Source organism: Terasakiella brassicae (assembly GCF_014641495.1).
Classification (GTDB): Bacteria; Pseudomonadota; Alphaproteobacteria; order Rhodospirillales; family Terasakiellaceae; genus Terasakiella; species Terasakiella brassicae.
Genome location: NZ_BMHV01000043.1, coordinates 1 through 11,495, shown reverse-complemented (window position 1 = coordinate 11,495; position 11,495 = coordinate 1). Strand labels below are relative to the sequence as shown.

The 11,495-nt window shown below is 41.8% G+C and carries 13 protein-coding genes; 8 read left to right on the top strand and 5 right to left on the bottom strand.

The window, feature by feature from the left end; all coding sequences use genetic code 11:
• Nucleotides 1-515 precede the first annotated feature (515 nt).
• The 5 genes from IEW74_RS16485 to IEW74_RS16465 all read left to right on the top strand — a co-directional run bounded on the left by IEW74_RS16485 (nucleotide 516) and on the right by IEW74_RS16465 (nucleotide 5,609).
• The gene (locus IEW74_RS16485; RefSeq protein WP_188667167.1) at nucleotides 516-1,331 is read left to right on the top strand and encodes a hypothetical protein; all 816 of its coding nucleotides are present in this window, start codon (nucleotides 516-518) and stop codon (nucleotides 1,329-1,331) included.
• A 280-nt stretch (nucleotides 1,332-1,611) separates the two neighbouring features.
• Nucleotides 1,612-2,265, top strand: a complete 654-nt coding sequence (locus IEW74_RS16480) for a hypothetical protein (RefSeq protein ID WP_188667164.1) — start codon at nucleotides 1,612-1,614, stop codon at nucleotides 2,263-2,265.
• A 119-nt stretch (nucleotides 2,266-2,384) separates the two neighbouring features.
• Nucleotides 2,385-4,712, top strand: coding sequence for a DEAD/DEAH box helicase family protein (locus IEW74_RS16475; RefSeq protein WP_188667162.1), 2,328 nt, complete (start codon nucleotides 2,385-2,387; stop codon nucleotides 4,710-4,712).
• Between the two features lie 44 nt (nucleotides 4,713-4,756).
• The gene (locus IEW74_RS16470; RefSeq protein ID WP_188667160.1) at nucleotides 4,757-5,224 is read left to right on the top strand and encodes a hypothetical protein; all 468 of its coding nucleotides are present in this window, start codon (nucleotides 4,757-4,759) and stop codon (nucleotides 5,222-5,224) included.
• A complete protein-coding gene (locus IEW74_RS16465; protein ID WP_188667158.1) occupies nucleotides 5,211-5,609 on the top strand; it encodes a hypothetical protein in 399 nt (132 codons plus the stop codon). Before IEW74_RS16470 ends, IEW74_RS16465 begins: the two co-directional genes overlap by 14 nt.
• Here the strand turns inward: IEW74_RS16465 and IEW74_RS16460 are convergent, their stop codons facing one another.
• The gene (locus IEW74_RS16460; RefSeq protein WP_188667156.1) at nucleotides 5,610-5,918 is read right to left on the bottom strand and encodes a HigA family addiction module antitoxin; all 309 of its coding nucleotides are present in this window, start codon (nucleotides 5,916-5,918) and stop codon (nucleotides 5,610-5,612) included.
• Nucleotides 5,919-5,926: 8 nt separating this feature from the next.
• Complete coding sequence (locus IEW74_RS16455; RefSeq protein ID WP_188667154.1) at nucleotides 5,927-6,208, bottom strand: type II toxin-antitoxin system RelE/ParE family toxin; 282 nt, start codon at nucleotides 6,206-6,208, stop codon at nucleotides 5,927-5,929.
• Between the two features lie 391 nt (nucleotides 6,209-6,599).
• Between IEW74_RS16455 and IEW74_RS16450 the strand changes: the two genes are divergently transcribed.
• A complete protein-coding gene (locus IEW74_RS16450; protein ID WP_188667152.1) occupies nucleotides 6,600-6,848 on the top strand; it encodes a hypothetical protein in 249 nt (82 codons plus the stop codon).
• Here the strand turns inward: IEW74_RS16450 and IEW74_RS16445 are convergent.
• Nucleotides 6,845-7,150 (bottom strand): hypothetical protein, encoded by a 306-nt coding sequence (locus IEW74_RS16445; RefSeq protein WP_188667150.1) that lies wholly within the window; start codon nucleotides 7,148-7,150, stop codon nucleotides 6,845-6,847. The two genes, IEW74_RS16450 and IEW74_RS16445, sit on opposite strands and share 4 nt — an antisense overlap.
• A 468-nt stretch (nucleotides 7,151-7,618) precedes the next feature.
• On the opposite strand from IEW74_RS16445, the gene IEW74_RS16440 reads away from it, so the two are divergent.
• Nucleotides 7,619-8,053 (top strand): hypothetical protein, encoded by a 435-nt coding sequence (locus tag IEW74_RS16440; protein WP_188667148.1) that lies wholly within the window; start codon nucleotides 7,619-7,621, stop codon nucleotides 8,051-8,053.
• Nucleotides 8,054-8,082: 29 nt separating this feature from the next.
• On the opposite strand, the gene IEW74_RS16435 is transcribed toward IEW74_RS16440, so the two are convergent.
• Both IEW74_RS16435 and IEW74_RS16430 read right to left on the bottom strand, forming a co-directional pair.
• The gene (locus IEW74_RS16435) at nucleotides 8,083-9,057 is read right to left on the bottom strand and encodes a DNA adenine methylase (RefSeq protein WP_188667147.1); all 975 of its coding nucleotides are present in this window, start codon (nucleotides 9,055-9,057) and stop codon (nucleotides 8,083-8,085) included.
• Nucleotides 9,044-9,943, bottom strand: coding sequence for a hypothetical protein (locus IEW74_RS16430; RefSeq protein ID WP_188667145.1), 900 nt, complete (start codon nucleotides 9,941-9,943; stop codon nucleotides 9,044-9,046). The genes IEW74_RS16435 and IEW74_RS16430 overlap by 14 nt, the downstream gene beginning before the upstream one ends.
• A gap of 30 nt (nucleotides 9,944-9,973) precedes the next feature.
• On the opposite strand from IEW74_RS16430, the gene IEW74_RS16425 reads away from it, so the two are divergent.
• A complete protein-coding gene (locus IEW74_RS16425; RefSeq protein WP_188667143.1) occupies nucleotides 9,974-11,128 on the top strand; it encodes a hypothetical protein in 1,155 nt (384 codons plus the stop codon).
• The last annotated feature ends 367 nt before the right edge of the window (nucleotides 11,129-11,495 follow it).

Sequence of the window (11,495 nt, the reverse complement as noted above, 5' to 3'; positions counted from 1 at the left end):
GGTGTTGGTGATCTGTTTGGAACGTCAGCTATGACTCAGGTCTTAGATTGTTATGGTTAATCTCACACTCCGATGACGGGATAGGCATGTTCAAATGAAAAGGTAACGAAACTACCTAGAATACTTTAAGGTAATAACGTTACCATCTGATGATCTGTTTGAAAGAAGGTCTATCCCGTCATCGGAGTGTGAGTATTAACACCATAATCATTCCACAGACACCGCAAACACTGACCATCAGTTTGGTTCATTAGGGTGTTGAGCGTATTCATTGGCTAGGGGAAAAGGTTTCTGGGGAGAATGGGGATATTGTCACAATCTAACCATCGAAGCATGACTATAAACAAAGAATAGATCAGATAGTTTTCATCAATCTATACATGATTTTAAAGTATAGTAATTGTTTGTTTTGAATAGCGAAAAAGAAATTGCAGAAACTTCTCTCGCTCCCATACGATCATTCTCAACGAAACGTCCTCAACGGTGAGGGGGAGTGAATTTTAGGAGAATGTATTATGAGTTCATGGGTAGAAAAACACCTAAAGGCAAGTGAGTTAATTCAATGTGGTTTCGATTGCCTTGTTCAAGTTCCAAACGCAGATGTGGAGCATTGGTGTAACAGGCACTCAGCCTTTCATCATCTCGGGTATAATTACTTTATGACAAAATCAAACTACGCAACGCTTGTCCGTTGCAAGTTCGATAAAGTTATTGTTGAAAAAAAGACTGCATACGAGATCGCTAATCTTGTTTCTACCTACTATGAGATTAACTTCTTTGAAGGGCAGTCGGGAGAAGAGGTCAACATTACCCATATCTTTAACGGTAAATACGGAAACATCATTTTACGAGAATTGGATGGCATGCGTTTTAAATGGTCCTATCACGGCAACCATGGGTGGATCACTGAGCGGTTTGCAGATGATGGTGAGTTCGATCTTGAAATCTATTTATGTGATGAAAAGGAATTCAGTAATTCTGCCAGAAACAAAGGTATGTCATTTTCAGAATATGCTGAATGGGTAGAAGCATCAGAGTCATATGGATACTCAAATGTTCCTGATGATGTTAAAGGCAAGCTCTTGGATTATGACTATGAGACAGGCAAACCATTTGATTATAAAGAAATGAGAGACCTGCATTGGGTTGTATCTGCCCTAGCACAAGAGGGTATTTACACAATGCCTGACATCCCAGATCCAGAAATGATCAAAATCTCTGGCATCAACGAAAAATGGGATTTTTCTTCTCATAACAAAACCCCCACCAAACAAATTCCGCCCATGCACTTCCTCTGTCACAACACAGAGACGGCTTTTGCAATTAAATAAATGAAAGTGAGAAAGGTGTTCACCTTTTATCAGGTTTGATCTTAATCGATAAAACTTAAAGCAACGAGAAAAACAGGTCTACGCTACCCGTAATACCCGGTGCCCGAGGGTATCTGTACTTGAAAAAAAGAAGTGATAAGTTATTGATATAGGCCGATAAAAAAGATATTGGCGCAGCTATCAGAGCGGCGTTAATCTCCTTTTACAAATCAGCACATGTGGTGCTGCAAGCAATAAAAGCTGTATCTAAAAAAACAGCGATATGTAAGAGGAACGTCCAATGGCAAAGACCACGACGAATTTCGATTTCAAACCATTTTTGACAGTCAATGGTATGGAAATTGAAACTGCTGAAACCGAACTCATAGCCCATCAATATCCTTGTGGTGATTATATTGTTGAGCCAACAGAATCTGACCTTGCTGGCAATGTAACCTATAGTGAGAAAGCCATGCAGGTGAAAGATTACTCCGGCCCCCTAGTCGATTGGGTACACGACCACAGTTTCTTCACAGATTACTATTTTGAATTGGCATGTGAACATGGTGTCACGGAAGGTGACTTTAAGACAGAAGCAATCCAATTGACCTTTGCAGATGGTAAAAAGGCTCAGGATTTTATGTTCATTCCACCAACACCCATCACAGTGATGAACGATGGCAAAACGCACACCCTGAAAGGCTATGTTGCATCAATTTATCTGGCAACCCTTGCGTGGGCAAAATTTCTTCTAAAAGCGAAGAAAGGCTTTGAAATCGTCAAAAACGATACACCATCGGAATTTGTTGGTTATCTGACAGCGATGGAAGGGTATGCAAAAACAAGTCTGAAAATTCATGTCGCAATCGCATCCCAGTTCAGTGAAATCAGCCGATTCATTGAACAGCATGTATATGACCTATTGGGCGAAAAACTACAAAACTCTGCAACATAAATAGGGGATGGGAAGCTCATCTTGAAAGTAGCTTATTCAAGACATGTCGATTGTTCTCCTCCGGCTAGGGCTTCCCATTTGACATTTGAGGAGAACCAAAAACAAATGGGGAGAACATAATGATAAAACCCATATCCAATAAACGCTGCCGAGGCAGCGATAAAACAATCAAATATGTTGATGCTTTAGCTGGCACTGGTAAAACCAGAAACGCATGCAATTGGTCCATTGAACAGGTTTTGAAGAACCATCAAAACATCGTTATTGTGCAGCCATCAACCGATCTAACTGCGCAAACTGAAATCAACATCCAAGCAACGGCGGATAGTCTAGGGACACCTGTAAAGGTCGTTCGTATTGATAATACGATTGAAAGCGTCGAGTTTGTCACAAAAGAAATTCGTGAATATCTAATCCGAATTCCTGCTGATTACGGTGTGGTTTTAATCATCACCCATCAAGCATTTTTAAAATTGAAAGACTTTCCGCACAAAGAAAAATGGACACTGATCATTGATGAAATCCCAGATGTGGATCAAGGGCACAAATATCAAATCCCATTAAGCCAAGGTCTATTGACCCCACTGCTTGATCTTCATGACCTCGACAATGGGTATAGCCTTGTGACGGCTAAAAAAGGGTCCACAATTGATGGTGTCATCGACAAAGCTGACGATTGCCTAAAAGCGATTGAACCCTTGCTTAAATTGGTTCGTGACAAAACTTACGACATCTATGCCCTAAATCATAATTTCGAACGTATAACCAATCACGAAGATACTGGTAAAGATAGCGGGCAGTTTTGGTTTTTCAGTTTGCTAAGGCCAGAAAAGGTTTTGGGATTCAAAGAAACCATCATAATGGGGGCATGTTTCAAGCGAAGCATTTTGTATCGCTTATGGCAACAAAATAACATTACTTTTGTAAAGCATGATGCAATCACCCCCGATCAAATTAGTGATGTGCATAACAATGGAAAGCGTTTGAAAATCCATTACTGGACGGAAGAAGCGTGGTCGCTCGAATATCAGAAAAAGACCTTTGATGTGGATGGTGCAGAAACCAATGTAATGGATATTTTGCACGGTGATTTGGTTGTCCGCCTAGGTAATAAGGATTTCTTATGGTGGGCCAATAACCACTGGAAAGATAAATGGTTTAAAGACCTTTCAAACGGGATTAACCTAAAACATAATCCATACGGGATTAACAGTTATCAGCATATCGACACCGTGGTGTTTATGTCGGCCTTAAATCCAACTTCTCCCCATTATACATTCATGCGTAACATGGGGGTGGGGCCAACCGAAATGCGTGATGCCCTTGTTCATCAAATCTTGTATCAAGCTGTCATGCGATCATCACTACGCGATGCAGGTGCGACCAGACCAGTAGAGGTATTTGTACCTGATCGTCAATCCGCAGACTATCTTGAAGAGTTATTCCCCGGCTGTGAAGTCGAATGTTTTTCCCCAAGCTTCATCAATGATGAAGTTGAAAAGAAACCTGTCGGTCGGCCCAAGAAATCTAAGAATGCAGCGGAACGCAAAAAGTTGTGCGTCAAGAAAAAGGCTATTCGAGTAAAACAGGCAACTGTTCTAGATGTAACACCGCATGTAACAATTTTCGAATCTCCATATGACACCACTGGCATTGATTATGAGATCAATGATGTGGACCAATTTATGAACCAGTTGAAAGAAGCTTCACATGACTGGTTTCAAAATAAATCAGACAATGTGTTGGTATCTTCTGCCAATTTTGATGCACAGCTATCAGATAAAACAAGTCGGGGGCGCGATAATGTTACCATGTCGTGGGGACTGTGGCTGGATCATGATGGTGGTGGTATTAGTTGGAAGGATTTCCATCATGCGTTCTCCGATTTCAGCCATATGATCTGCAACACCTACAGTGGACGAGATCGCTACCGTGTCTTCTTTCCGACGCAAACACCAATGACATCTGACGTTCATCGAATTTCCATCAACTGGATTTTTGATCAGCTTAAAGAACATGGTTATGAAGACCACGGATTTGATTTGACGAAGATTGATGCCTCAGCACTTTTCTACCTTCCTGCTAAAGCTGCTAATCAAGATGATAGTTTCTTCCATGTTTTTAGTGGGCAAACGTTGGACCCCAATAAGGTTTTAGAAACTGTGAACCTTGATGGGCTAATCGCCGAAGATATTAAAGTGCCCTACAAGGGGAAACTATCAAATGCGTCGGTAGAAAAATCAGTGATGATTTACCAAAGCATTCCAGCAGGGCACGGGCAACGACATCGAGCATTTTTCCATTTGGGCCTCGCACTTTATAAACAAGGCGGTGATTGGGAACAGATTGAAACAATTCTCACGCAAGCTGATAATGATGGTAGTCGCGCTAGTAAGGGCGAAATCCAGCGTGTTATTTGTAGCTTGCAGAGCGGAAAATACGGGTAATCGTTCAGCATAAATAAGGGTGTCATAAAAGAGGAGACACCCTTATGCGCTTAAATGAATTTGACTACCAAATAGAAGAACCACCGGGACCGAAGTCTATTGACCTTTGGGCCGGACAGCAAAACAAGGTCTATACCCTGTTTCTCAGCGTTACCGGGGTGATAAACAATTTACCATATCGTCCTGAACGAGCGGAAATATGGATTGGTAATTATCCGATTCATGAGGTGGGTAGTAAAGTTACGATTGAGCGTTCCGGTAACACGGACCGATATGCGGTCAAATGTGATTGTATTGGGCTATATCCGATGGTTATTCAGCCCCCAAAAGATTTCAAAACAGTGGAATTGGATTGCCAAGCTTTAGCCCCAGAATTGGTTACTGAACGTGACCGCCATAAAATACCGGGTGCCAAGATTATTCTTGGAAGCTGCAATATGGTTGATTTCGACAATCGCTGTTCCATGACCTTGATCCGCAGTGCTGATGGAGAAGATTATGCGAATGTATGAATTTCTACCCGAAGTCGCGTCAACCTTCATCTATGCCGTTGAATTCATGGAAGTCCCGGTGGACTTAAAGGACATTGATGAGGAAGAGTGGCCCGTGGCTAAAATAAACGGTTCAGATTGTGTTACCATTTCCAAACGGATTGATCATAAAAAGTCACATGGGTTTACCGTGCGCGTCTGCTCGTTCGGAAATGATATTTCTGAAATCTCGTCACATATCCGATCATCTGAGGTTCGTTGGGCGGGGCAGTATTTTGACGGACAACGATGTAATCCGTCACTCGTGAGCGATGTAATGGAAATCAAGCGTATGGACCCACACAGCACAGAGGTTGTTTACCATGACTTGCGTCGAATGATGGAAGAGGTTCTTGAGCGGATGTAGTTATTGCACTCGTGGTTCATCATCTTGCAAGCATTCCAGCATATGAATATTCTCGAAATCATTTTCAGAACGCGCTACTGAAAGCTCATAAGCAGATTGCAAATTCATCCAGAAATCTGGTGAAGTTCCGAACAATTTGCTTAAACGTAAAGCCGTGTCGGCACTGACACCTTTTTGTTCTCGCGAGATTTTCTCTATGCGATCACGAGGAACACCGATGGCTTTTGCGATTTTACCTGCGGATAATTCCAGAGGTTCCATGAATTCTTCACGCAGAACCTCACCGGGGTGTGTTTTAATTCGTGACATGATACCTCCTAATGGTAATCAACGATTTTAACATCGTATGGCCCATCGTCTTTCCACAGAAAAATAATACGCCATTGTTTGTTAATTCGAATGCTATGCAAGCCAGACAAATCACCTGACAGGATTTCCAAGCGGTTTGCTGGTGGCACTCGCAAATCTTCCAACTTAGCAGCCGCATCAATCATATCCAATTTACGCATGGCGACTTTCAAGATGGTACTGGGCAGCTTACGGCTTTTACCCGTGTCGAAAAGTGATTGCGTTTCTTTATTGCCAAAGCTTTTAATCATAAATTTAACTGTATCTTTAAAAGATACAAAGTGCAAGGTTATTTGTATTCTTTTTGGATACAGGCGTAATGCAGGGGAAAGTATGGACTGCTAAACAAGAACGCTCTTGGCCCTAGTATGAGATCGGCCTTACACTATCAATATGGTCAGATTGTTTTTATGTTTCATAATTGTTCTTCCTACTATCGCAAATGCTACGACGGAACAGGAACTCATGGACCCCGAATATTGGCTTGAACATCAGCGTCTCGCTAACGGTGGCGATCATGGTGCTGTGTCTCTTCGCTAACGCGCTTACTATTGCGAAGAAGTGAAAAATGAAATCAGCGACATCTTTACCTTAAACGCAAATCGCGTTTGGTCATTCTCGGTTTTCAAAGAGGGTGGTTTTATGGTGATGTCGGATATTCAGGAATTTGAACGTAAGCTGCGCTTTGCGACTGAATACGCTTATAAACAAATCAACAAAATCATGCACAGCGGCTCCACCAAATCTGAATGTGATATGCAGAAAGCCGATGCGGTGAAAACAATGGCTTGTTACATGAGCATTCTGCCAAGGTTTGAACCCATCGGCATTTCCATGAGTGATTTCGGGACAATTGATTGTAAATGGCAACTTGATCCTAACCGACCTTAACTTGCCAGTTCAGTAACATGCTGCCACACCCGGGATTGCAATTTTCGAAGCTTTTCCAGCCCGGCTTCATATGCACCACGTTCTGAGTTATGTACGGTGTTAATAGTTTCTTCGGTGTCCTCAGCAATCTCGTTCAACGAAAACCAAAATCGAAGCCACGCTCCTAAATCTGGTGATAAGCGTTTCGCCCATTGTGATCGGATTGTACTGCTGCCGTATCCGAACAAATATGAAAAATCGTCAGCACTATCAACCGATCCAAGACCTTTCAGGTTTTCATACAGTTCACGGGTATCCATCATCAAACCTCCTCAATTTTTAAATATTTATCATTTCAGAACTGTTGTGCTGCCCGTGGAGCGGAATTGATAAATAAAATCAGATTACTTTGAGGAGAATAATGATGCCCTTTTATGAAGACCATGCTGACAACATTGCAAAAAAGTACCCATACACCTTTCGTCTGGAAAGTAAATTGATCAGCCACTTTGAACGTATAGACCAATCACCTACACCCCATTTGACCACAGATGGAATCGGGTTGAGTTCCGCCCGGGAAACGTTGGTTGAAGAACGGGAACTCTTTGATTGCTATCAAATTTTCATACACGCAAAGACCAAAAGCGACTTGTACCAATTGATGGCTTTAGTTTAGTGGCCTTTGGGCCATAACCTTCTGTAAATATTGTCTAAACTATACTCTTGAACTTGGCCGACCTTATCAGTCGGCCATATGCTTTTTCTATGGAAACACAACAATGAGATTCGTCATGAAAGAGCTTAAATTCAGCACACAAAACCGCCCCACAGTTCAGCAGAAACGCCGCCGTAAAGGTTCCGACGTTATGCTTGAAGGCATTGAAAATCAAATTGCCTTCATTAATGATCCAACATTTACCATCGAACGCTACAGATACGTTAATTCGGAAGATGAACTTGAGAACATTACGAAGAAAAAGAAGCTGGTTGCTGCGAAGCCCCGCCCGTGGTTCTGGCAGGATGAAAGCGGTAGTTGGTTCGTTGAGCTTCGGTATGGTTCTTCTTACACCTTCGAAGTCGAAAAAGGTATGCCTTCTATCGAATGCGGCCCAGACAAGAGTGATATTGTAGAGGTTCTGGAAACCGTCAAAAAGATGATCATCGAAGGCAAGCTGGATAAACAGATTGCCGATTGCAAAGATCGTGCGCGTCGCCGTGTGAAATAGGAGGGTTGCCCCTCCTTTCCACTGAAAAATCAGGCCGCCCAGTCAGGTGAAATATCTTCCCAGTTCAGCATGCCAGTTGTTGCCTCCCAGAATTTAGGAAGATAATTGATGGCAACCTGCTCATCTTCATATTTTTTGGTACCCCGATAAAATACGCTATGTCGGTACTGTTTCATGAAGTTCAGTTTTTCTAGGCTACTTTCATTGGCATCCAGAGTAACCATTAAATTATGTTCACCCAATAGCCTTTCACAAGCTCGTGAAAACTTGGCAAAATCGAAGCCGTCTTTTGGCTTTTCCTTATCTTCCGGTTCGTATAAGCCATCTCCAACTTCGAAATATGGAGGGTCAATAAACGTGAAACTATTTGTTCCATCAAGTAATGCCCGGCGAAATGTTTGTGTGTAACATTCATTTTCAATTACCGTGCCTTCAAGCATTTTACCGAAGGTCAGCAAATACCGTATGGCCTGACGGGAAATATCTTTCTCCGTTGCAAAAACATCCGAATAGGCATTCCGTCGAATTTCTTTACTCACCGCAGAAAACGAAGCCGTTTTGTTATAAATCCAAAAACTCGCTGCACGTTGTAAATCTGTAGATTGATCAGAGTGAAGTTCATCCACAGCCAAATCAAAAATAGCACGGCCTCCTCCACCATAACGGGCATGACGTAGGTCTAACATGCTGACCAACTCCCAAGGATGGTCACGTAAAACACGGAAAAAATTCACCAGATTGTCGTTTTTGTCGGTCAGAAATGCTTTTCCTGAAAACAAGTCACGACGTTTCATTTCGAAGAACATACTACCCGCTCCACAACATGGAAAATAAGTGTTCTTGATTTTATCGGGTAGCATCAGCACCAAATCGTTCACAAGAGCAGCCTTCCCCCCGCTCCATTTGAGCGGGGCTTTAACATTTAGTGGCAATGTTGGCACTTGTGACGAAGACAAAAGCATTTGACGAATTACAGTTTGTTGAGGTTGGTTACGAGTTTGCATTGAACTTCTCCTTACCTTCATCATTATCGTTCATTGGTGTTACGGATGGTTCAAACAAGCCAAATTGGCAAATCAATTGCTCGGCCTTAATTTCATCAGCAGCCAAACGGCCTAGAACTTCCAAAACATCATCGTCTGTACGACGCACAACCATGATAGAAAGAGAGCTATCAAAACCGGCAAACTGGTCACGAATTTCAGTATCATCAGATTTGTCTGCCATGACGTTTCCAATTGGCTGAGTTTCTGTTTCAAGGTGGCGAATCGTATTCGCATCTTCGAGTTTTTTAAGACGCTGCTCTTCTTTCTTCTGAGGTGCTTCCACTTTTTTGCGATAAAGGTCATACAGCTTTGTCCAACCGCCCACCTTTTCAATGAAGGACGGCACACCTTCTGTCGGAATATCTTTATTGATTAAAAAGCGTACGCAGCCACCAAATTTGGATTTCGTTCCACCAGAAACTTTACAACCGGATTCACGAACGACGGTTTCAACTACCCGTCTTTCAAATCCCATATTCGCTGGGAAATCAATTCCAGTTGCTTCAAGAATGTCGATGACTACAGCGGGTTTAAGTTTATAGAAATGTAGCAGTGCAACACATGCTTGGATCACCAATACCGCTTTGCTGGCAACATTTGCATTTTTTTCAGCTTCATCCTTTGCATCAGTGAAGTCTTTAACAGCATCTGCGGCCTCTAAAACAAGTTGAATGCCTTTTTTCAAGTCCGCATCAACAGGTTGGAAGTCCACGTTTGCGAATTCACACGCTTCCCAATTTTCTTCATCCGACGTTTTGAGATTAGATTCAGATTGTTCGTTTTCAACAACTTCTTTGATTTCTTCATCAAGAGCAACTTCAGCATTTTGAATTTCTTTATTCATGTAAGATAGTCCTTGTAAGGAGTTATATGTTTGCTGCAAGGTGCAGCGATTTCGTTGTTCAGAAGTTTTAGCTCACAAAAATGTGGTGACGGCTCAAAACAGAAAGTAATGCACGATAACCATTTGTTTTTATTGAGTGTATGTTTTGTGATTATGGTGAAGACAGCCTATTATATCCGCAGCTATCAGCAGGTTGGCCTACCCAGCCCAATGGATTTGAACGATCAGCAAAACTATTCAGTAAATCGATGGCGGTTGCACAACAGGCAGTACATTGTATCTTCGAACTCAACCTTCCTAGAAGCACCGAGGAAATCAGATACAGATAATCGGCCAGAGCTTAAAAGGGCACTTAAGTGGTGTCGCACTCAGGTCGAAATGAATCAAAAATGCGCACTAATTTACGTTGATCTAAAATTACCATTCGATGAAGCTCAAATGGAAAACATCATAACTCAAGCGCAAGATGAGATTGAAGTTATCCCCGTTCCTCATATTCGTAAACCGGGTGGTGGTTGGCAAAAGCAGGCCCGTGAAGCATCCTTGAATAAACGTGTGTCCAAGAATGAAGAGAATTATCACAATGCACGGTTTTTGATTGAGCATTTAGACTGGAAACACAATGAAGAGCTTCATGCTTATGCTGCGATGGCGAACTTCTATGGTTTAAGGTTTGATGAAAGCGGTAAAAATTATATTGACCTCAATTCACAAGATATTACAGCCAAAGATGTTCTGATCGGCCGTTTCCGCCGAATTAAAGAAAACTGGTCAAATAGCGAGGTTTTCAAAGAGTTTTTCGATGAAAAAGATGGCTGGTTATTTTCAGAGAACTATAATCAAAAAGAAGTCCTCAAATTTATAAACGCCAATGGATTAAAAACACCAAACGGAGCAAGTGGAAACTGGGAACGGAATAAAATTAGAAATGTCCGTTCGCGTTTCAAACGCTCACTGGAATTTATTGATCCAAAGATGAAAGAAATTTCTTCTGAAAACATTGAAAAATCTTGCATGTGGTATTTTGCGTTACATAAAGAAAATTTGGTAAATGTGCATCATTTCTTAATGCAGCCACAGCTTTCGTTTCAAGAGCGTAAGAGCCTTATAGAAATTTCCAAAACGCAAGGATTGGAAGAAATCGTAGAAGAACTTTACAGTATTTTTAAGCGAAGAAATTTCTAATTGCCCCTACCTTCTGATCCTCGAATTTGAAGATGAACGTATAACCCTGACACCACCGACCCCCATTTCCACAGAAACCTTTGACCCATGAATTAATCACCAAATACGATCAAGCACCAGTGTTTGAAAAGCCTGTGGGATGATGATCTGGTTTCAATATTGTTATGAATACTCAAACTCCGATGACGGGATAGACCTCCTTTCCATAAGGAATTTTAGAAGGTAACGTTATTACCTAGAGTATTTTTTAAGGTAGTTTCGTTACCTTTTCATTTGAACATGCCTATCCCGTCATCGGAGTGTGAGATTAACCATAACAATCTAAGACCTGAGTCATAGCTGACGTTCCAAACAGATCACCAACACC

Coding starts and splice junctions, on each gene's coding strand:
- IEW74_RS16485 (WP_188667167.1), top strand. CDS start 516: ATGAGTTCATGGGTAGAAAAACACCTAAAGGCAAGTGAGTTAATTCAA.
- IEW74_RS16480 (WP_188667164.1), top strand. CDS start 1,612: ATGGCAAAGACCACGACGAATTTCGATTTCAAACCATTTTTGACAGTC.
- IEW74_RS16475 (WP_188667162.1), top strand. CDS start 2,385: ATGATAAAACCCATATCCAATAAACGCTGCCGAGGCAGCGATAAAACA.
- IEW74_RS16470 (WP_188667160.1), top strand. CDS start 4,757: ATGCGCTTAAATGAATTTGACTACCAAATAGAAGAACCACCGGGACCG.
- IEW74_RS16465 (WP_188667158.1), top strand. CDS start 5,211: ATGCGAATGTATGAATTTCTACCCGAAGTCGCGTCAACCTTCATCTAT.
- IEW74_RS16460 (WP_188667156.1), bottom strand. CDS start 5,918: ATGTCACGAATTAAAACACACCCCGGTGAGGTTCTGCGTGAAGAATTC.
- IEW74_RS16455 (WP_188667154.1), bottom strand. CDS start 6,208: ATGATTAAAAGCTTTGGCAATAAAGAAACGCAATCACTTTTCGACACG.
- IEW74_RS16450 (WP_188667152.1), top strand. CDS start 6,600: ATGGTGATGTCGGATATTCAGGAATTTGAACGTAAGCTGCGCTTTGCG.
- IEW74_RS16445 (WP_188667150.1), bottom strand. CDS start 7,150: ATGATGGATACCCGTGAACTGTATGAAAACCTGAAAGGTCTTGGATCG.
- IEW74_RS16440 (WP_188667148.1), top strand. CDS start 7,619: ATGAAAGAGCTTAAATTCAGCACACAAAACCGCCCCACAGTTCAGCAG.
- IEW74_RS16435 (WP_188667147.1), bottom strand. CDS start 9,057: ATGCAAACTCGTAACCAACCTCAACAAACTGTAATTCGTCAAATGCTT.
- IEW74_RS16430 (WP_188667145.1), bottom strand. CDS start 9,943: ATGAATAAAGAAATTCAAAATGCTGAAGTTGCTCTTGATGAAGAAATC.